Source organism: Arthrobacter sp. StoSoilB20, from assembly GCF_019977295.1.
In the GTDB taxonomy this organism is placed as follows: Bacteria; Actinomycetota; Actinomycetes; order Actinomycetales; family Micrococcaceae; genus Arthrobacter; species Arthrobacter nicotinovorans_A.
In genome coordinates this window covers 700,864-721,880 of the sequence record NZ_AP024651.1, presented here as the reverse complement: position 1 = coordinate 721,880, position 21,017 = coordinate 700,864, and the positions used below count along the sequence as shown (strand labels likewise).

The window sequence follows — 21,017 nt, the reverse complement described above, 5'->3', positions numbered from 1 at the left end:
CACTATCCGGCGTTGTTGCTCTGTGCCGGCTCGTCACCACGGATCTTGCCGTTGTTCTTTTTGTCCTTCTTGTCCTTCTTCGGGTCTTCCTCATCCGGAACCACTACGGCCCCGCCCGGGTTGACCAGGACGGTGACGAAGCTCGGCTCGCTGGTACCGGCGAAGGTGAGGCGGCCGATGTAGGAACCGGGCTCCAGGTTCTTCCAGTTCAGCGAGATCTGGCCCGTCTTGCCGTTGGCGAGGCGGATCGGATTCGGCGTCACGGTGGCGTTGCCCTGGTTGGCGCCGAGGACTGCGGCATCAACGGTGGCCTTGGTGGCCTGGTTGTTGGGGCTCGCATAGAGGTTGGCGAAGATGTAGTAATCCCCTGCTGCAGGGTTGGGAACGGACAGCGTTTCACTGGCCGATGCCGTGGCTGCCGGCAGCTGCTGGCCGGAAGGCGTGAGCACCAGCATGTCGAAGTCCGCGGCATCGTTGGAGGAGATGACCGAGAACTTGGCCAGGGCACTGCCCTCGCCAACTGTCACCTTCTTGACGTAGTTCGATGCGTTGGTTTCACCAGCGAACGGGCCGGGAACCAGCTCGACAGCCGAGGAATCGGCCTTGGACAGGCCATCAACGGTGACGCCGACCGGCAGGTTGGTGCCGGAGGTGATGTTGATGGCAGCGGAGCCGTTGGGACCCGTTCCGGTGAAGGCCAGGGCCTTGTCCGCAATGACGGACTGCGGCCGGACGGCGATCGGCGAGGTCACGGTCTTGTTGGCACCTTGCCAGCTCAGTGAACCCATGGCGAACTTGCCCAGGACTGCACTGTTGTTTTCGAACTGGACCTTGAAGGTCTTCTTTTCTCCTGCTGCCCCAAAGTTCAGGACGGAGGGGGTGACCTTGACGTTGACGCCGGGTACGTTGGCCGTGGCCCGGTAGAGGCCCGGAGTCAGGGCTGTGACCGTACGGGTGACCTCAATCTTGCCTGCGAGGTTGCCCAGGGCGAACGAAGGAACGTTCATGTCGCGCGGCGCCGTGGTGCCGAGCCCTTCCATGCCCAGGTCCATGCCCGTGCCCTGGATGAACTTCAGGTAGTCCTCGGTGGTGGCGTCATAGACGAGGCCCGGTGAGAGGACCTTGGCCGGATCAACCTGACCGGCACCTGTGGCGAAGACGTCCTTGTTGACTGAACCGTTGGCCAGCTTGACCGGTCCGGCGGTGGTCATCATGGCGGACTTCACCGTGGCCGGGGACCACTTCGGGTTCTTGCCCAGGATCAGCGCGCCGAAACCGGCGACGTGCGGTGAAGCCATGGATGTTCCGGACAGGAAGCCGAAGTTGTCTCCACCGGTTCCGATCGGCGAAACACCGGCGAGGATTGCGACGCCCGGAGCGGACACATCAGGCTTCAACAGGTCCGAATCGGTGGCCAGCAGCGGGCCACGGGAAGAGAAGCCGGCGATCTGCGGCTGCGCTTCGGCAGGCAGGCCAGTAGTGTCGCGGTTCAGCAGGGAAACGGTGATGGCCGGGTTGGCCGTGACCTTGTCCTTGATGGTCTGCGTTGCCGGCGGGTTCACGTGGACCGTGGGGATGACGTGCTTGTCCGTGTCCAGCGACGAATCGGTGAGGTTGACCAGGATCATGCCGACGCCACCGCCGCGCAGGACCTCAGCACTCTTGGCGGTGCGGTCAACCACGCCACGGTCGCAGACAACAACCTTGCCGGCTACCTTGGCCGGGTCCAACGAACCCGGGGCGCACAGTGCCGCGTTTCCTTCACCGCTTGCAGCGTTGGTGGACAGCACGACGCCGGCCCCACTCACCTCACGGTTCATGATGGACGCTCCGCGGAATTTGCTGCCATCGGAGAACTCAACGGTGCCCTGGAGCTCCTGCGAGAACGAGGTCGCCGCAACCGTTGTCAGCCACGGGGCTCCGTGGTTGACGGTGCTTGCGGTCGGGCCGGAGTTGCCGGCAGAGGTAGCCACGAAGATGCCTGCGGACGCTGCGGAGAGGAAGGCCAGCGAGACGGGGTCGGTGGTGCTCGTGGTGGAACCGGAGATGGAGTAGTTCAGGACGTCCACACCGTCCAGGATGGCTTGCTCGATCGCGTCCACCGAGGCGGAGCCGTAGCAACCGCCCGTAGCAGGATCGGTGTCTTCCCAGCAGACCTTGTAGATGGAGAGCTTGGCGGCGGGTGCGATCCCGCTGGTGGTCCCGAAGCTGCGACCGTCCACTACGGCGTCCACGTTGCCGTTGCCGGCCGCGGTGCTGGCGGTGTGGGTGCCGTGGCTGTCCACGTCCACGGGGGAAATAACTTCCTCGGGAGCGCGGTTTTCCGGGGCGACGGTTTCGAGGAAGGCGTCTGCGAAGTAGTGGGTGCTGAGGACCTTGGAGTTGCAGGCGCTGCCATCGTAGTCGGCACCGGTATCCTTGCCGGGCTGGCATTCACCGATGAAGGTGTCGCCGTCGGCCTTGAGCATGGCGATCTTGCCGTCGGCGGCGCGGTAGGGCACGCCGACCTGCGGATTGCCCACCAGTGGGCCTACAGGCTCACCGGCGAAGAAGGGGTTGGAGGGGGTGTAGCCGGTGTCGATCACACCAACAACGGTTCCCTTGCCGGCGTTGTCCTGGCCACCGTACTGGGTGGCCCAGGTGCCGTTGGGGCCGCTGAGCTTGAGGAAGTCGGTGGTGGAGTAGTCCGGCGCATACTGGGTGTCCGGTGCCACCATGAGGACTTTGGGGTCCTTGGCCAGGTTGATGGCCTGGTCTGCCGAGAGGTTGGCACTGAAGCCGTTGACGGCGGTGGTGAAGTCACGCTCAATGGTGATGTTTTCCTGGCTGGCAATTTCCTGCTGCTGCGTCTGCAGGTGCTGCTGGTATTCCTTCACCGGGGCGCTGTCGGCGTCGAGCTTCTTGCCTTCTTCCGGCTTGGTGGGCGCAAGGCCTGCCGTTCCGCCGTCGTAGGTTGCTGCAGGCTTCTCCGCCAGGACAACCATGTAGCGGCCATCCTTGTAGGCGCTGGGGTCAAGGTTCTTCTTGGCCACGCCTGCAACGTTCCCGGGCGTCTCCGGCGTGGGAGCGGCCTGGGCCGGCATCGCCATTGAAGAGAGAAGCAACGGCAAGCCCACGGCCAGTGCCGCGGCCTTTCGAAGCCCCCCGCTTCTGACGAAGCTCTTTCCTTGTGATTTCACGAGTGGTTGCACCTTTCACTGAGGGAGGACCAGGCTCCATCGCCTGGGCCTGTCAACTTTTAGTTGGTTGAACCTTTGACAGTTCTTGTCAAAGCCGCGCAACCAGCCGAGTCACAGAGTACCTAGTGAGAGACGAATATGACATAGAGCACATTTTGGGAAATTTGTCTTGTCACAATCACCTGGTCCTCCCCCGGAAAAGTGCTAGCCCTTTGGCGTCACCTGCAGCCTGTCAAAGGAGACCTGGACACCGTCCCTGTCCAGGACCACAACGTCGTCGCGCCCGTTGTTCACGTCAGCGGGAAGGATGAACTCCAGGGTGTCCTCCGTGGTCGGGAAGACCCAGCCGAGGCGGTATCCGGTCTTGTTCAGGTAGAGGTAGTACCAGTTCCCGTAATCAAGCCCCTGCAACACCACTTTCTGGCCAGTGCGGTACTTCGCGGCCGTGCCCAAGTCGGTGGGCGGCGTGCCAAGCTCCTGCACGGCCGGCGTCGGCGCGGATTCAGGCCGCGCCGGCTGCACAGCAAGCATCAACGGATCACCTTCGGCAGCCACGGCAACCTCACGGGAACCATTGCTTGCCTTTGCCGTAACCGAGGCCCTGTCCACGGTGCCCGCAGAAACGTCCGTAGCAGTGAGCACATGCTTGCGTGTGGCCGTCGCCGTTGATCCGGCGGCAAGCACGGCTTCGGAAATACCGGCATCCGGAGCCTCCAGCCCCGTCACCGCCACGTTGCCGGCGTTACCCACGGTGTAGGTGTAGATGACGGGATCGCCCGGGCTGGCGAAACGGTCGCCGTCGGCGTCTTCCCATATGGACGTGACGGTCGCTTCCAACTTGGGTTCGCGGACCTTGAGGTCCACTTCGCCCCCATCCACGGTGATGGTCTTGGTGCTTTGGCCCGCCGAGCTGACCTCCCACGTGGTCTTCGGGATGAAGAAGCCCTGCGCTGCTTCCTCTGCAGTCACCGTGTGGCGCGGGGTGGTGCACTGGTAGCTTTGTCCGGCCGGCAGCGCACTGTAGCGGCAGTTGCCCGGCCCTTCCGGCACGAAGGGGCTGAAGTTTCCGGCAGTCGGGACTACTTTTTCCATCAGTGGGCCCGTGTTCTTGACCGTGAAGGTATAGGGGACCAGCTCTCCGGCCGCGTACGGCCGGCTTGCAAGATCACGCCCGACGTCGGCACGCGCCCCGCTGATGTCCGCCGTCAAGAGACCGTCGCGCAAGGCAACCGCGGCACCGGTAAAGGGGACCGTCCTGGTGAGCGACGGCGTCGAACTTGCCGTGATGCTGAAGCTTGCTTCGGGAACGAAGTAGCCGCGCTCAATGTCCGCTGCAGTAATCGTGTGCTTGGCGGTGGTGCAGGTGTAGGAGGCCCCTGCGGCAAGGTTGTTATACCGGCAGTTGGGGGCCGACGGCGGCAGGAAACCGGAGTCGAACGTCCCGGAAACCGGCACGGAGTTGGCTGTGACGTTGGCGGTGCTCTTGACGGTCAGTGGGTAGCTGAGGACCTCACCCACTTGGTAAGGGCTGGCAACGACGTCGCGGGTGGGCGCTGTTCCGGTGATGGTGAGGCCTACCTGCGGGGCCACCGGCACTGTGGCGGTGAAGGCGGACTGCGAAACCCGGCCGTCCGTCGTCGTGAAGGCTGCATTCAGGTTCTGCGGACCGCCGGCATTCGCCGGTGCCGTCAGGGCGACGTTCACGCTCACCGAAGCACCGGGAGCTACGGCGGGAACCGGCACCGTGGTGGCGGACCAGCCGGCAGGGGTGTAAATCGTGGCGGTGGCACCGGTCAGCGTGGTGGCTTCCTGGTTGGTGACCGTCACGGGAACCTCCCGGGTAGCTCCGGGGGCAGTGGACACGGCCGGGACTGACAATGGTGCGCAGGCGTAGTTCAACCAGGCGTCGTCGAACGTCGCGAACGGCATGTTGTCGGTGTAATTGCCCTCGTAGAGCACCCCGAACATGCCATCCTGCAAGCGGGTCACCGTGGAGTAGGCGGAGAAACCCGGGCGGATGGTGCGGACACCCGGCCAGGTGGCGCCGTCGTCGCAGGAGACGCGGGCCGAGACGTTTTCGCGGCCCGTCTTGGAGTTGGCGTTGGTGAAAATAAGCTTCTTCGCATCCACCGAGCCTTGGGGCGCGTTGGGGAACATGCGCGCTATGGCACCATTGTTGGCCGGATCCGGCAATTCAGTGTCCTGCGTGACGGGACCATACGTGGCACCCCCGTCCGTGGAAACCGCCACCTTCCGGTAACCCTGGTTGGCGTTGTCCCTGGAGTTCAGGAGTACGCGGCCATCGGAAAGCTCAACTGTCTTGTTTTCGTCCATGCGGTCGCCGACGTTGGCCCCCTTCTTCCAGGTAACGCCGTGGTCATCGGAGTAGACGCTGTACGCCTGGATTTTGTTGGTGCCGTCCGCCTGGCGGATGTCGCCTGCGTACTGCTGGATGAGCCGGCCCTTGTACTGGCCGTACTTCAACTGGATGCCCTCGCCGGAGGAGGCAAAGTTGGAGCGGACGTCTCCCGCGGCCGGGCTGGCCTTGCTGCTCCCTGGCTTGGTCACGTTGGTGATGAGCCTGGGCTGGGACCAGGTCACGCCGTTGTCCGTGGATTCGATGACCGCCGAAGAGATCACAGTACGGTCGGCGTCGTCGTTGCCGAACTGGCTGCCGCCGAATCCTTGGTCCTTGGAGTAGACGAAGAAGGCGAACACCTTGCCCGCCTCGGAGTCGTAAACATAAGACGGATCGCTGTAGCCGTACTTGGGTCCGGAGGCATCGCCGACGTGACCTGCCGCGATGACCGTCACCGGCCCCCAGGTTTTTCCTCCGTCGGTGCTGCGGCGCTGGACGATCGAGTTCGGGTTCGGGGCGTCAGCGGCAGAACCCGGGCGTCCATCCCAGGCAGCAAGCACCACGTTGTTGCCGAGGTACGTCAAGGCGGGGATCCGGTAGAAGAAGTTCGCAGCTGTCCGGTCTGCGGCGATGTTGGCTTCCGTGAACGTGCCCGGTGCGGCTGCGGGGCTGTTGGGAGGAACCGGCGCTGCGATGGCGGGGAGGCCCAAGCCGGCCAGGAGGCCAATGCTTAGGGCGCCGGCGGCGGCGGTGCGGGCGAGGGGTGAAGAGGGGGATCTCAAATCCGATGTCCTTTCGAAACTGCTTCAGGAGGAGTCCGACGCCCTGCTTGTGTTACGTGCCACGTCGAACGTCCTACAACCATAAGGTGTCCGCGGTCACATTGCCAGAGATGACTCTTGGTTCAATGCCACCTGCCACCAGCCGGTAGCCTCAAAGACAAACCGCCCTCGCCCTGCGATCACAGGAGTTGCCGTGAAAATCCTCGTCCCCGACACCATCGAGTTGGACCTCGCCGACCTCACCGCGTCAGGGGATGAGGTTGCGGTTTACCAGGTAGACAAGCCCATTCCCGGCGAACTCCGGGACGCCGAGGTCCTGGTGGTGTGGCGCAACACTCCGGAGAACCTGGCCGACGCTGCACAGCAGATGGCATCGCTCAGGCTGGTCCAGACCCTCGCGGCCGGGCCGGACTCCGTCCTGGCGGCAGGCTTCGCAGAAAACGTGGCCATCACTTCAGGCCGCTCACTGCACGATGGTCCCGTGGCCGAACACGCGCTCGCCTTGGTCCTGGCTGCCGTCCGACGGCTCGACGTCCTGTTCGAATCCCAGAAGGACGCCACGTGGAACGCGCAGTACAACACGGCGCAGTCCAGCCCGGAGACTGAACAGCTCTACACGCTCGACGGCGCCAACGTCACCATCTGGGGCTTTGGTTCGATCGCCGGACGCCTCGCTCCCCTGCTGGCGGCTCTGGGAGCAAAGGTCACCGGGGTGGCCCATTCAAAGGGCGAACGTTACGGCTTCCCGGTGGTTTCAACGGACGAGCTTCCGCACATCCTAGGCTCCACCGACGTCCTGATTTCCATCCTGCCGGCCACTGCGGAAACGGCCGACGCCCTGGACGCACAAGTCCTGGCCGGCCTGCCCACAAGCGCCGTCTTTGTAAACGTGGGCCGTGGGGCAACGGTGGATGAGGACGCGCTCCTGGCAGCGCTGCAGGAAGGCAGGCTGCGTGCGGCAGCACTGGATGTGACCAAGGAAGAGCCCCTGCCCGAAGACTCCGCGCTATGGAACGCCCCCAACCTGATCGTCACGCCCCATGTGGCAGGCAATCGGCCCAAGGGTTCGGCCAAACTCGTCACCGCCAACATTGCGGCGCTCAAAGAAGGAGCAGCCCTGACTAACCAAGTGGCCTGAGAGTAGGGGTGGCCTGAGACGCAGCGGTGGCCTGAGACGCAAAAGGCGGGCCGGTCCCCCACGGGAGACCGGCCCGCCTCAGCGGAAGAGTCAGGGCATCAGGCGTGCTCGTACGTCAGGCAGTCGGCAGCCTCGCGGCCCGGACCAACCCGCACGTTGTGGGCCTCGCACATGAGGTTGTTGTTGTGGACACATTCGGAGCGCTGGCAAGCGCCCACGTGGGCGAGGACCTTGGGAAGGCCGCCCATGGCATTGGTGTCAATGAAGGTCGCGCAGGAAGCGTGGTCCTGGGTTCCACCAATGGTGATTCCGAAGGCGGTGCAGCCATCGTGGTTGAAACCGCAGCTGCCAACGCTACAGGCGGATACTTCGGCAATGTGTTCGGTCATTGTTCCTCCTGGTTGGATCCTGGAAAGTACTGGGGCTGAACCCCGCGTGTAATTTCCAAGCTACGCCGGAATGTGGCCATTTAACCGCTTTGAATAGCGCATTTGTATGTGCCGTAATCCGCGCCATTGCACCAAAAAACGGCCCTTGCCAGGTAAGCCTTTACTTACTTGGTGTCCGCAAAGCGTCGCTGATTTTGGCCCGCGTCTCCGCGTCCAGGGGCGCAGTCACGCGGCTGTTCCGGGCCGACCGGTCCGCCTTGATTTTCTGGATGACCATGCGGCCCAAACCAGCAAAAACTGCCGCGGCCACAACGCCCAGCACCATCGATTTCGGTTTCTCAGCCATTCCGCAATCCTAGTGACGCCGGCCACCCCCTGCCAGTACCTCCAGCGGCCGGGGACCAGCGCCGCCGTCGAGCCTTCACTTGGGTCTTTTTGCCCCGCCGCGGCGGGGTGCCCTCGCACAATCCGGCTGAATAGGGTATGTGCGCTGCTCCCGGTAGAATAGGTGTGCAAGCTCGCGGAGCGCCCCCCATGCCGTTCAAACAATGCAGTTCACATCGTGGTCAGCCCTGTGCTGACCCGCTGTTTGAATGCGGCTGAACGGCGTGAGACGGCACCTCCGCGGCAGCCTTATTTAAGGTTCACCCAACTCACGCACAGGAGTTACCGGATGCCCCGGATCGTCGTTGACGTCATGCCCAAGCCCGAGATTCTGGACCCCCAGGGGAAGGCCATCGTGGGTGCACTGCCCCGCCTCGGCTTCAACAGCTTCAGCGCAGTCCGCCAAGGCAAGCGCTTCGAACTGACCGTCGACGGCGAGGTGACCGACGCTATCCTGGCCCAGGCCCGCGAAGCTGCCGAGACGCTCCTGTCCAACCCGGTGATCGAGGATGTTGTCAACGTCGAGGTCGTCGAGGCCTGATATGACGTCGATCCCCCTGATTGGCGAGGCTGTAGCCGTCGCCGCAGAACCCCGCCTCGCCGGCGCGAAGATCGGCGTCGTGACCTTCCCCGGCACCCTTGACGACCGCGACGCCGCCCGTGCAGTGCGGCTTGCAGGTGGCACGGCGGTGCCGCTGTGGCACGGAGATTCCGAACTCGGCGATGTTGACGCCGTCATCATCCCCGGCGGGTTCTCCTACGGTGACTACCTCCGCGCAGGCGCCATTTCGCGTTTCGCGCCGCTGATGTCCAAGATCATCGACGCCGCAAACTCCGAGGCGAAGCTCCCCGTGCTGGGTATTTGCAACGGCTTCCAGATCCTGACCGAATCGCACTTGCTGCCCGGTTCCATGATCAAGAACGACCACCTGAAGTTCATCTGCCGCGACCAGACGCTTCGCGTGGAGAACGCCAACACTGCCTGGACCGTGGACTACACGGACGGCCAGGAAATCATCGTGCCGTTGAAGAACCAGGACGGCCAGTACATCGCCGACGAGAAGACCCTGGATGCCCTTGAGGCTGAGGGCCGCGTGGTGTTCCGCTACGTGGGCTTCAACCCGAACGGCTCCCGCCGCGACATCGCCGGCATCTCCAACGCCGCCGGCAACGTGGTGGGCCTCATGCCGCACCCCGAGCACGCAGTGGAGGCCGGCTTCGGACCCGAGGCTGGTTTGTCCGGCTCCGCCGGTGCAACCCGCGACACCGATGGCCTGGGTTTCTTCACTTCCGTACTGACCAAGATTGTGGGAGGCGACAAGTGACCACGGAAACCACCAAGAAGTTCAACATCGACACCGTTGAGCACGCTGCGAAGACCCCGGACACGGAACTCCCGTGGGCCGAACTGGGCCTGAAGCAGAACGAATTCGACGAAATCGTCAAGGTCCTTGGCCGCCGCCCCACCGGCGCCGAGCTGGCCATGTACTCCGTCATGTGGAGCGAGCACTGCTCCTACAAGTCCTCCAAGAACCACCTCCGCCAGTTCGGCGAGAAGGTCACCGAGGAAATGAAGAAGGACATGCTGGTTGGCATCGGCGAGAACGCCGGCGTCACCAACCTCGGCGACGGCTGGGCCGTGACGTTCAAGATCGAGTCCCACAACTCGCCGTCGTTCGTTGAGCCTTACCAGGGTGCCGCTACCGGCATCGGCGGCATCGTCCGCGACATCATCTCCATGGGCGCCCGCCCGGTTGCCGTGATGGACCCGTTGCGTTTCGGCGCGATCGACCACCCGGACACCGCCCGCGTCATGCACGGTGCCGTTGCCGGCATCGGCGGCTATGGCAACTGCCTGGGCCTGCCGAACATCGGTGGCGAAATGGTGTTCGACTCCGTCTACCAGGGCAACCCGCTGGTCAACGCACTGGCAGTGGGCGTCATGCGCCACGAGGACATCCGCCTGGCCAACGCATCGGGCAAGGGCAACAAGGTTGTCCTGTTCGGTGCCCGCACCGGCGGCGACGGCATTGGCGGCGCTTCGGTGCTGGCCTCGGAGTCCTTCGATGACACCAAGCCCTCCAAGCGTCCTGCCGTCCAGGTGGGCGACCCCTTCGCTGAAAAGGTCCTCATTGAGTGCTGCCTGGAGCTCTTCAAGGGCTCGCTGGTTGAAGGCATCCAGGACCTCGGCGCTGCAGGCATTTCCTGCGCCACGTCCGAGCTCGCTTCCAACGGCGACGGCGGCATGGAGGTGGAGCTGACCTCGGTCCTGCTGCGCGACCCCACGCTGACCCCGGGCGAGATCCTCATGTCCGAGTCGCAGGAACGCATGATGGCCGTGGTCACCCCGGAGAACATCGCAGCGTTCGAAGCTGTGATGGACAAGTGGGCCGTGGAGTACTCCTGGTTGGGTGAGGTCACCGACACCGGCCGCCTCATCATCACCTGGGAAGGCGAAGTAATCGTCGACGTCGATCCCCGCACCGTTGCGCACGACGGCCCGGTCTACGACCGTCCGTTCGCCCGCCCGGAGTGGCAGGACTCGGTGCAGGCCAACACGTTCAGCGGTTCCGTTGAGGACGCCGGCCGTCCGTCGGCTCCTTCCGAGCTGGCCGCAGCCGTCACCGAACTCGTGGCATCGCCGAACATGTGCTCCAAGGCCTGGATCACCAACCAGTACGACCGCTACGTTGGCGGCAACACCGCCATGGCGTTCCCGGACGACTCCGGTGTGGTCCGCGTTGACGAGGAAACCGGCCTGGGCGTTGCCTTGGCCACCGACGCCAACGGCCGCTACACCTACCTTGAGCCGTACCAGGGCGCACAGCTGGCTTTGGCTGAGGCCTACCGCAACGTGGCCACCTCGGGCGCTGTTCCGATGGCTGTGAGTGACTGCCTGAACTTCGGTTCCCCCGAGGACCCGGACGTCATGTGGCAGCTCGCCGAGGCCATCCGTGGCCTGTCCGACGCCTGCATGGAGCTCGGAATCCCGGTCACCGGCGGCAACGTCTCGCTGTACAACCAGACCGGCACCACGCCCATCCACCCCTCCCCTGTGGTGGCAGTCCTGGGCAAGCTCGACGACGTCGCCCGCCGCACGCCGTCGGGTTGGCGCGAGGACGGCCAGGCCATCTACCTGCTGGGCACCACCGCAGCAGAGCTGGACGGTTCAGAATGGTCCAACCTCCGCGGACACCTTGGTGGCTTGCCGCCGAAGGTTGACCTTGCGGCCGAGCGCGCATTGGGCGAGATCCTGATCAACGCTTCACGCGACGGCATGGTTGACGCAGCACACGACCTCTCCGAGGGTGGCCTCGCGGCTGCGCTGGTGGAGTCCTCGCTGCGTTACGGCGTGGGCGCCCGCATCGCCCTTGAGGAACTCATGGAGCGCGACGGCGTGGACCTGTTCACGGCCCTCTTCTCCGAGTCCCAGGCCCGTGCGATCGTCTCCGTTCCGCGTTCGGAGGAAGTCCGTTTCAAGGACATGTGCACTGCCCGCGGCTTCGCCCACCTCCGGATCGGCGTCGTTGACGCTGCCGGCGGAAAGCTGGAGATCAACGGCGTGGACGAGCTCTCCCTGGACGCCCTCCGCGAAGCACACGAAGGAACCCTGCCGAAGTACTTCGGCTAAGGACAGCTGACATCGCAAGGCCCCGGCGCTCGTAGAGTGCCGGGGCCTTGCGGGTGTCTGCGGGGGTTCAGGCCGGCCAAACAGTCTGCCGCACCAGCTGCTCCGTGAACTCCGCCTCGGGCAGGGGCCTGCCGAAGTAGTACCCCTGGCCGCTGGCGCAGCCGATGCTGCGGAGAGCTTCTGCTTCTTCCGCGGTTTCGATGCCCTCCCACACCCCTTCCAGCCCACAGGACCGGATGACTTCCTGGATGGCTGCCAGGAACTTGAGCTGGGAAGGGTCCTTCCCCAGGTCCTTGACGAATTGCCTGTCCACTTTCACCCGGTCGACGGGCAGCTTGCGCAGGTATCCCATGGAGGAGTAGCCGGCACCGAAGTCGTCGATTTCCAGTCCCACACCCAGTTTGTGCAGGCTCGCCAAGGTATAGCGGTCCAGCTCGTTGTTCTGGATGATGGCGCTCTCCGTCAATTCCAGGACCAGCGCCTCCGGGGGCAGGCTTTCCTCGGCAAGGGCCTCGCTGACATCGTCCACGAATTCCAGGCTTTGCAGGTCCGCGGCGGAAACATTGATCCGCATGGAGAACCGGTGTTGTGCGGTGGCCGGGTTGTTCCGCCAGTGCCGCAACTGTCCCACGGCAGTGCGCAGGACCCATCGTCCCAGCTCGGCAATGAGTCCGGTAGCCTCGGCAACGGGGATGAACTGGTCCGGCATGATCAGGCCATGCACGGGGTGGTTCCAGCGGACCAAAGCCTCGCAGCCCTCGATTTTTCCGGTGGCCAGCTCCACAATCGGCTGATAGTTCAGGACCAGCTGGTCCGATCTGATGGCCTCGCGGAGTTCACCAACAATCTGCCGCTGAAGTTGGCGGGCATGCACCGTGGCAGGATCGAACATCTTGAGCTTGTTCCGGCCTTCGCTCTTGGATTCCTCCACGGCGAAATCGGCCTCCTGGAGCAGGTCCTCAAGGGTGTGGTGCGGCTCTGCGGTCCGCAGGCCCATGCTGGCGCCGCAACGGACGCTGTTGTTTCCGACGTCGATGTTCGGTTCCAGCGCGGCCAGGATCCGGTTCCCGACGGCGGTGGCCCTGGTTGGCGGCGTGGCGGGCAACAACACTGCGAATTCGTCGGCACCCAGGCGGGTGACGACGTCGTCCTCCCGGACGGCGGACTGGATGCGCATGGCCACGGCGACCAAAACCTGGTCTGCTGCGGCGTGGCCAGCCGAATTCTTCAGTGCCTTGAACCCGTCAAGGTTGATCAGGAGAAGCGCAGGCTGGGCGGATCCTGTTGCCGCGGCGTTCCGGGCTGCGGTGAAAGCGTCCATCAAGGCGTGGCGGTTGCCAAGTCCGGTGAGGGAATCGGTAAGGGCGTCCCGCCGTTGCTCGTTCCGGACGTGGTGAAGCTCTTCCATCAGGGCGCGGACGCGCTCCTCCAGTTGTTCAACACGGGAGTCGCTGGAAGCGAGCATCCTCCGGGGCTTCGTGCTGGTCACGACTCTTCCAGGCGTCGCAGCGTTGTGTCAGCGACTGCCTGGGGCATGGCGACCGGATTGCGCCGCTCGTCCAGGAACAAGCGGTAGGAGGCAACGTCCAACCGTCCGTTGGGCTCCACCTTCTTGCCGGCGCGGTAGACGTGCGTGATCCAGGAGCCTCCCATGATGGCCTCGATCCAGGCATCGCATTCGGCCAGCGGGAGGTGGACCCGGGTGCCGGTGTTCCTGCGGTGCCCTGCGATGGAGACTGTGATGCAGCTGCCCAAAAGGCCTTTGTCGGCCGTGAACCAGGCGAGTCCTTCGACGTCGGCCACGATGGTGAGGTTGGCGTTCGCATCCTCTACCGACTGGACCGGACCCATCCGGACCGACCGGCGGTCTGCATTGAGCAAGGTGGGCGTTCCCGCCATATAGGGCGCACTGGTGATGTTCTGCCGGAAAGCGGACAGCTCCTGGGTGTGCTGGATCTGGATCCTGGTGGTGAGTTCGTTGAAGGTCATGATCGTGCCTCATCCGCAATAATGGCCGCCTGGGGACGGTCCGCTCCTACAATCCGGTTTCTTCCTTGTGCTTTGGCGCTGTACAGGGCGGCGTCGGCCACCTCAATCATGAAAGTCAGGTCCGAGCCGGCGGGGATGCTGGAGGTAACCCCGTAGCTGATGGTCGGGAAGGCCACGCCCTCCGGTGCCGGGGCGGCTGCCATTCGGCGGCTGATTTCGGCCGCGATGTCCTCTGCCCGTTCCTGGGTGGCCCCTGGCAGGAAGAGGATGAATTCCTCGCCGCCATAACGCCCGATCAGGTCGGTGGACCGCACCGAGTCGCCGCAGGCTTCCGCGAAGGCCTGCAGGGCCAGGTCCCCAGCTCCATGGCCGAATTCGTCATTGACGGCTTTGAAATGGTCCAGGTCGGCCAGGACTATGGCTGCTCCGGAACCAGTGGAGTGGAGCCGGTGGAGTTCGGTGGTGGCCATGTCCAGGAAAGTCCCACGGTTGAGCAGGCCCGTCAGGTGATCGCGGTCGGCCCGTTCCTTGAGGCCCTTGATGAGCTGGTCACTGGTCAGGGCGGTCATGCTGAAAGACACGGTCACCAGGAGGACCATGGAAATCAGGGCAGAGGGAGCCGGCCCAAAGTAGGTAGTGAAGCTCTGGCTGTAAGGACCTTCAAGGGTGTAGACCATCCACCGGCCCAGGTAATAGGTGGCCAGGAGACCGGCGGCAAGGGAGAGCGCCTTGTGGACCTGGGAGTGCGAGGACTTGATGAACCAGAGGTCGTAGGCGGCCAAGGCGATGCCCGCGGTCATCATGGCCAGATAAACAAAGCCACCGGACCACACGTTGCTTGCCGGGCTTTCCAGGACTGAGGCCACAGCCGTAACTGCCGGGCCTACTGCCAGTTGCCAGGGAGCGGCTTTCCTGTCCCGGAGGGTTTTTGCTCCAGCCCAGACGCTGAAAGCGCCGGCCACCACCAGGACGTTGCCCAACGGATTGGCCCACTGCTGGTGGGGGCTGCCATTGAGCAGGAAGGCAGTGTTGCCCACCATGAATTCGAGGAGGGCCAGGCTCCACCAGCCGGCATACGGCGAGCGCGTGCGGTGGAAAGAGGCGCAGAACAGGATCAGGAGGGTCACGGTTATCACGCCTAGAGCAACCCGTACCGAGAAAGCATCGAGCACTGTGTCCAACCCCCTCAGCTGGTCATCCTGCAGCTTTGAGTTCAGTGTGGCGAGGCTTAATCAACCTCACTGCGGCATTTGCTCAAGATTTGATCAAGATCAGCTGTGGAACCCGGCCGGGTCCCGCTTAAGCGAGCCCGCCCTCACCCAACCCAGTGGCCGTCGTCGTGGTATTCGGCCTCAAGGCCGTGCGGCGTCTTCTCCCACTTGTGGGGGCTGGTGAGCATCTGCCATGCCGCCCGCCAGGCCGCTATGGAGTGCAGCACCCAGTAGAACGGATTGAGCAGGGCGAAGATGGCAATCCGCCAGCCATGCCGGCGGAGGGTGGCCACGCCGGAGACGATGATCATCATGGCGTTGCCAAACAGCATGGACACCACGCCGCCCACCAGCAGCCAGGTGGGCAGGACCAGTCCAACAATGTCGTAGCCGATGTACGTGACTACGGTGAACCCCACCACCAGCGGGTAGGCCAGGAATGCCAGGGGTGTCCCCAGGATCAGGCCAAGGAACCCGACGGCGCCTGCAACGCCGGTGCTCTTGATGTAGCGCACCGTGTTCCGGGTGTTGACGGCCGAGGTCACCATATAGCCCTTGATCCAGCGGGTGCGCTGCTTGATCCATGCCGGAACCTGCGAGCACGCTTCTTCCCAGGTGGTGGAGTCGATCACGCCCACGCGGTATCCCTCCACGGCAGCCCGGAGCCCCAGGTCGGCGTCCTCCGTGACGTTCCATGGATCCCAGGCGCCCACTTCCTTGAGCAGCGAAGTGACAAAGTGGTTGGAGGTGCCGCCCAGGGGAAGCGGTATGCCTGAGTTGTCCAGGCCGGGGAGCATCGAGTCGAACCAATGGGTGTATTCGATGGTGAACATCCGGGTCAGGACATTCTGGTCCGCGTTGAAGTAATTCAGCGCAGCCTGGACGCAGATCAGGGGCTTACGGTCCGGGTTGAGGTGTTCGCGCTCGAAGGCGTCCTGCTTGAACGCGGCGATGGATGCACGCAGCTGGCCGGGTTCGGGCCGGTCCTCGGCGTCGTAGATGACCACATACTCACCGCGGGCGAACGTCAGTCCGTAGTTGCATGCCCTGGGCTTGGTCTGCGGTTCACCCTTGGGCACGATGAGGATCCGGACGTACTCCGGTGGCCGTGACGCTTTCGCGGCGGCAATGGTCTCGGCGTCGTCCTCTTCGAGGAGTACCAGGACGTCCAGCTTGGATCGCGGGTAGTCCAACTGGCCCAGGTTGGTCAGGAGTTTGTCAATGATGTTCGCTTCCCGGAACACCGGTACCAGGATGGTGTAGACGGGCAGTTCGCCGTCGGGAACCCGTTCCTCTGCCAAGGCCGGCAGGCCGCGGCTTACTCTTTCCTTGTCCCTGGCTTTGGCCACGGCTGCTTCATTCCTCCGGTCAAAGGGACTGCGAAGACTGGCCAGTGTCTTGAACCCGATGCTCACCAAGAACACGATGTTTGCTGCTGCCAACAGCACGATGACCGCCGTCAGCGGGGACAGCGCGAATCCTGCGGCAATTCCCAGGACCAGGACCACCGGAAGGACGCGCTGCCACTGGGTCAGCGCGGTGCGGGCAGATTCTCCCGGCCGCTCTTCGGCCAGTCGCTCGGCGGATTCGTAGAGGAGATGGCGGCGGAAGGACCGCTGGATTGACTGGTTGATGTCCCAATCGGTGGTGGTTCGGAAAAAGACCTCCCGGGCACCGAACGCCAGGGCCGCTTCCGATGCGATGGCCGCGGAAGGAGCCACGGCAGTAGCCACCGTCAGCACTCCTGCGTCCATCTGCCATGGCAACCATTGCGGTTCGCCCACGGCGCTGTAGCCGAGCATCTCCATCAGCCGGTCATCCACCGGTTCGGCCACCAGGTCCACCAGCGGCGCGTCCCAGTGCTGGGCCAGGACTTCATAAATCCGACGGCGGTCCAGCCCGGCTTCCAGGATCAGGTGCCGGCCCAGCAATCCGCCCTCGCTGGCGGCCCGGTCCAACGCACGCTGGAGCTGTTCCGGGGTGACGAGTCCGGCTGCGAGCAGTGCCTGGCCGATGGATTGCCGGTTGAGCGTGCCGTCCGCAACGGGCGAAGAAGGCGTCATCAGTAGGAGGACCTTTCATAGATCCGGTGGGTGGGAGTCGAGAAAACCACGGAGTAGCGGACAGTGAACGATTTGTTCGCAGCGATTGCCTGGTACACCAGGTCCGTGGGCCCCGAATCCCGTGCCCCTGTTCCGGCTTCAACGTTGACGAAAACCCAGCGGGCGAATTTTGCGGGGTCCTCCAGCGCCGGGGAAAAGTAGTCTCCGGAGGCCCGGTTATAGATTTCCTTGAGCGGAATTCCCATGACGGGGAGCACGGCGTTGCCCCTGGCGCTCTCATCCATGAGGATTCCGCCGGACTGGTAATGCTCGTTGAGCCATCGCGCGGCGGCGGTGGAGTTCGCGGTGGATTCTGCGGACATCCGGCCCTCTGCCAACACGGCAAGCCGGCCTGCCGGGTCCGCACCCCACCACGCGTTTTGCATCACCAGCCCGGCCAGCAAAGCGCCGATCACAACGGCCCTGAGCCGCAACGGCCGGGTGACCTCCTCCACCAGGACAGCCACCAGGATGGTCACCAGGGGCAAGGCCGTCAGGGCGAACCGGTTGTTCCACCAAGTCGAGGGCAGGGAGTGATCGTTGTTGATGGCGGTCTGGCCTAGGAACAGGCTCAGCAGCGCAAAGGCGTACGCGCTGCCGGTCACCGCCACCAGCAGGGTGCTGTTGGAGAAGCCGCGCCGGAAGACCAGTACGATCGCGCCACAGGCCGCCAGGGCAAGGACGACGACGCCGGATGTCTCCAGCAGCGACCAATGGAAAGTAGACAACGTGAGCCCCAGGTTGCCCTTGGTAGGCAACAAGCCGCCGTCGGTGATGTTTTTCTGCTGGGCGTAAGCGGAGTATTGCCCGAACATGAACTCCAGCGGGTTTCCATAGATGGCCCAGTTGTAGGAAATCCACCAGAGAACTGCCGCGGCCGGGATCATCACATAGCCGCCGGCCATGATCAACGCTTCCCGCCAAGCCCGGGTACGGCGCATGGACACGACCAGGACAAAGATGGTCCCTGTCATCACCAGCGCCCAGCCCTCGTACCGTGACAGCACTGCCGCGGCCGACGGAATACCGGCGAAGACAGCCAGCTCTCCGGCACTCATTCGACGCCGGCTGGTTGCCCAATGCGCCAGGCCGGCCATGCCGCCCACCATGCACATGATCAGCACCGGTTCGGTCAACGCCGTGGTGTAGACGTACAGGATTGCGGGGTTCGCGAGCACCACCAGAGTGGTGGACAGTCGTCCGGCCCGGCCCAATCCGAGCCGGGCCGCGATCAAGTAGAGGCCGGTGGTAGTGGCGGACAGTGCCAGCATTCCCAGGATTCCCGCGGCCCAGCCCGTGCTGAACAACCACATGTTCAGCACGAACGGGGCCAGCAGCAGGTGTGGCATGGGCAGCCAAACGGTGCCCAGCTGTTCAAAGCCGGGCGCCTTGCTGTCGAAGATGCGCCGGGCGATGGTCAGGTGGCTTTGCGCGTCCGAATAGTCCAGGTTGGTGCCGTGGCCGATCGTGTACAGGCAAGCAAGGTATCCCACCAGCAGCGACACCACCGCGACGATTCGAGTGCCGGGAACCTTGCGGCCCGTCACAGGAGCACCGAGCCGAAGCCAACCCTGCCGAAGCCAGCCCTGCTGGACAAACTCTGCCAGCGATCCAAGCGGCGACGGCGAACCCAACAGCGCCGGAGAAGCCAGCAGAGCCGCCGGGGGCTGCCGGTGGGCTGCCCCCGGCCGGGTGGCGACGCTAGTTGCCATGATCCGGATTGCCCGCCGCCTGTTCAGCATCCACGTAGGCCCGCGCCGCCTGGGCACGCCGCCTCAAGAGCACGGTCCGTGCGGCATACGCCAGGCCCAGCACCAGCACTGCCCCGGCGATCCACCAGGCATAGGGACGGTAATCGTCGGTAACGGCCTTCTGGGGAACCACCACATTGCTCTCCAGCAGGACGGGCGTTCCGGACGGCTGGGTGACCAGGAGGTTCCGCGACAACGATGCCCAGCCGCCTTCAACGCCACCCACGTGCGAGGCCAGGGAGGCCTGGAGCATGCCGGCCGCAGCCGTGTCGCCCTCAGGTGCCCAGGCCCCTAGCAGCAGCAGGTCACGCCCACCCTGTTCAAAGGCTTCGAGCACGCCGTACGGAGCAGAAGCACCCACGCCGAATTCGACGTCGTCGGGCGAGATGGTGCGGAACTCCGCCAACCGCAGGGGTGCGGAGAGCTTGTTGGCAACCTCCGCGGTGGCACCCACCACGATCCCGGACTCGGTGGAGCCGGCCAGGGAGTCGATGCCCACCACCTTGGTCTCCAGCAGGGAAGCACTTCCACGCTGCAGGGAGGCTACCAACGTGGCCGCATTGACGGTGTTGGCTTGGGCGTTGCCATCGCCGAAGGCCACCGGAACGCTCTGGCCGAGGACCTGGGGGAACCGGGCGAAGCCGGCTTTGGTGGATCCGCCACGGACAGCGGTGAGGGTGGATCCCGCGGTGTCCACGGTGACTTCCATGGGCATGACGCCGGCGGGTCCGTTGCAGTCGCCGCCGGCGGGAAGTGCCGCGAGCCGGATACGGAGTCCGTTCCTGGCCTGGAGCTGTCCAGCTGGAACGTCGGCATCCACCGTGAAGGTGTCACCGCCGTCGAGGTTCCTGGAGCTGAGCAGGTAGTCGTTCCAGAAAACCGAGAGCTGCGCCTGGGCGTTGTCCGGGACTGCGGTGTGTGTGCCTTTGAGCTGGACTTTTACGGAGGAAACGGGCCCACCGAACTGCGACTGGGTGACGCCGACATAGGATTCGGGCGTGCCGTAGCCGGACAGTTTGAGGGTGGTGCTGCCCAGGTCCTTGAGGCTCTGGGTCAGCCCGGCAGCGGCAGGCAGCGCAGAGGTCAGCCCGGTCACCGAGGACGTCACGGCGAGAGCCGTCTTGTCACTGGCCAGGGCCCTGGCGGCGGTGCGGAGTTCGTCGTTGTGGCCGCTGAGGACCAGCTGCGGGAGGCCGGCCGCGGTGGCCAGTTTGGTTGTGGTTTCGCTTTGGTCGGCGACGACGCTGAGGATGCGGCTGCCCGCCGGAAGGCCGGCTGCGCGCGCCTCGAGTTCGGCTTCGGGAACTGTGGTGATGGCAGCATCCGGGTAGCGCTGGGCCATGGCGGCCGACGCCGTCATGATCGCTGCAGAGACATCCGCGCCGGGATCCGCCGGCACAGGAAGTACGACGGCGGGCACGGAGGCCGGGAAGAACTCGCCAACTGTGGTGGGAGCCTTGGCTGTTCCGCTGAAGTCCACCTGAAGGTTGTTCAGGGTGGCGGTGGCGTTGGAGACGACGCACATGGTCTGGGTCACCGGGACGAACTGCAGCCCCACGGTGAGCTGCTGGCCCACGACGTCGGCGTTGCTGACCGCCTGGTCCAAGGCAACGGTGGCAGCTGCGTTGCTTTCAAGGACAACCCTGCCGTTGACTGTTGCCCGGACGGTGCCCTCGGGCTTCCCCGACACCGCGATGGTCCCCTTCACCCTGGTGGGTTCCAGCCCTGCCGTGACAGGCACCACGATGGTCTGCTCGGCCTGGCCCGCCAGGGCGGAGACGCTCGATGATGCCCGTACAGCTGCTCCATCAGCCGGTGCGCCGGGGGCCGGCGAGGCGGTGGCGGGTGAAGCGGCAATCCCCAACGCGCTGACGGTGGCCAGCGTGAGCGTTGCGGCGCAGGCGAGCAGGATCCTGACCGGGTGGGGTCGGGACAGACGGTGGAGGTGTGGTCCGGCGGGCGTTTGGGGCACGATTGCAGTCCTGGGTAGCTAGCAGCGAATGAGTCCGTCAGCCGTTGTGGGGCCAACCTCATAGACACTGCCGAACGGAACTCAAGGCCCCTTGCTGCATTGGCTCAAGATTCCCTCAAGAACGCATTCC

14 protein-coding genes are annotated in these 21,017 nt (G+C 64.5%); 4 read left to right on the top strand and 10 right to left on the bottom strand.

Annotated elements, in window-relative coordinates; translation table 11 throughout:
• Positions 1–2 precede the first annotated feature (2 nt).
• Entirely contained in the window at positions 3–3,089 is a 3,087-nt protein-coding gene (locus LDN85_RS03425) for a S8 family serine peptidase (RefSeq protein ID WP_223945415.1), read from the bottom strand.
• A gap of 294 nt (positions 3,090–3,383) precedes the next feature.
• Positions 3,384–6,320: an exo-alpha-sialidase gene (locus tag LDN85_RS03420; protein ID WP_223944598.1), complete on the bottom strand. Its 2,937-nt coding sequence runs from the start codon at positions 6,318–6,320 to the stop codon at positions 3,384–3,386.
• A gap of 193 nt (positions 6,321–6,513) precedes the next feature.
• Between LDN85_RS03420 and LDN85_RS03415 the strand changes: the two genes are divergently transcribed.
• Positions 6,514–7,458 carry an NAD(P)-dependent oxidoreductase gene (locus LDN85_RS03415; protein WP_223944597.1) on the top strand — a complete coding sequence of 315 codons (945 nt, stop codon included), beginning with the start codon at positions 6,514–6,516 and terminating at the stop codon, positions 7,456–7,458.
• A 98-nt stretch (positions 7,459–7,556) separates the two neighbouring features.
• On the opposite strand, the gene LDN85_RS03410 is transcribed toward LDN85_RS03415, so the two are convergent.
• Together LDN85_RS03410 and LDN85_RS03405 are read right to left on the bottom strand one after the other, a co-directional pair.
• On the bottom strand, positions 7,557–7,847 hold the full coding sequence (locus tag LDN85_RS03410; protein WP_081733365.1) for a DUF1540 domain-containing protein: 291 nt from the start codon (positions 7,845–7,847) through the stop codon (positions 7,557–7,559).
• A gap of 160 nt (positions 7,848–8,007) precedes the next feature.
• On the bottom strand, positions 8,008–8,193 hold the full coding sequence (locus tag LDN85_RS03405; protein ID WP_026541808.1) for a hypothetical protein: 186 nt from the start codon (positions 8,191–8,193) through the stop codon (positions 8,008–8,010).
• Between the two features lie 327 nt (positions 8,194–8,520).
• Between LDN85_RS03405 and purS the strand changes: the two genes are divergently transcribed.
• The 3 genes from purS to purL are packed head-to-tail and all read left to right on the top strand — an operon-like array spanning position 8,521 to position 11,862.
• A complete protein-coding gene (purS, locus tag LDN85_RS03400; RefSeq protein WP_011773385.1) occupies positions 8,521–8,772 on the top strand; it encodes a phosphoribosylformylglycinamidine synthase subunit PurS in 252 nt (83 codons plus the stop codon).
• Between the two features lies 1 nt (position 8,773).
• A complete protein-coding gene (gene purQ, locus LDN85_RS03395) occupies positions 8,774–9,556 on the top strand; it encodes a phosphoribosylformylglycinamidine synthase subunit PurQ (RefSeq protein ID WP_026541807.1) in 783 nt (260 codons plus the stop codon).
• Entirely contained in the window at positions 9,553–11,862 is a 2,310-nt protein-coding gene (gene purL / locus LDN85_RS03390) for a phosphoribosylformylglycinamidine synthase subunit PurL (RefSeq protein WP_026541806.1), read from the top strand. The genes purQ and purL overlap by 4 nt, the downstream gene beginning before the upstream one ends.
• A gap of 67 nt (positions 11,863–11,929) precedes the next feature.
• On the opposite strand, the gene LDN85_RS03385 is transcribed toward purL, so the two are convergent.
• The 6 genes from LDN85_RS03385 to LDN85_RS03360 all read right to left on the bottom strand — a co-directional run bounded on the left by LDN85_RS03385 (position 11,930) and on the right by LDN85_RS03360 (position 20,887).
• Positions 11,930–13,351 carry a bifunctional diguanylate cyclase/phosphodiesterase gene (locus LDN85_RS03385; RefSeq protein WP_223944596.1) on the bottom strand — a complete coding sequence of 474 codons (1,422 nt, stop codon included), beginning with the start codon at positions 13,349–13,351 and terminating at the stop codon, positions 11,930–11,932.
• Positions 13,348–13,851 carry a hypothetical protein gene (locus LDN85_RS03380; protein ID WP_026541804.1) on the bottom strand — a complete coding sequence of 168 codons (504 nt, stop codon included), beginning with the start codon at positions 13,849–13,851 and terminating at the stop codon, positions 13,348–13,350. The genes LDN85_RS03385 and LDN85_RS03380 overlap by 4 nt, the downstream gene beginning before the upstream one ends.
• On the bottom strand, positions 13,848–15,032 hold the full coding sequence (locus LDN85_RS03375; protein ID WP_223944595.1) for a GGDEF domain-containing protein: 1,185 nt from the start codon (positions 15,030–15,032) through the stop codon (positions 13,848–13,850). Before LDN85_RS03375 ends, LDN85_RS03380 begins: the two co-directional genes overlap by 4 nt.
• Positions 15,033–15,166: 134 nt before the next feature.
• Positions 15,167–17,125, bottom strand: coding sequence for a glycosyltransferase (locus tag LDN85_RS03370; RefSeq protein WP_223944594.1), 1,959 nt, complete (start codon positions 17,123–17,125; stop codon positions 15,167–15,169).
• On the bottom strand, positions 17,125–18,876 hold the full coding sequence (locus LDN85_RS03365) for a hypothetical protein (RefSeq protein WP_223944593.1): 1,752 nt from the start codon (positions 18,874–18,876) through the stop codon (positions 17,125–17,127). Before LDN85_RS03365 ends, LDN85_RS03370 begins: the two co-directional genes overlap by 1 nt.
• The gene (locus tag LDN85_RS03360) at positions 18,866–20,887 is read right to left on the bottom strand and encodes a cellulose biosynthesis cyclic di-GMP-binding regulatory protein BcsB (protein ID WP_223944592.1); all 2,022 of its coding nucleotides are present in this window, start codon (positions 20,885–20,887) and stop codon (positions 18,866–18,868) included. The genes LDN85_RS03365 and LDN85_RS03360 overlap by 11 nt, the downstream gene beginning before the upstream one ends.
• Positions 20,888–21,017 lie beyond the last annotated feature (130 nt).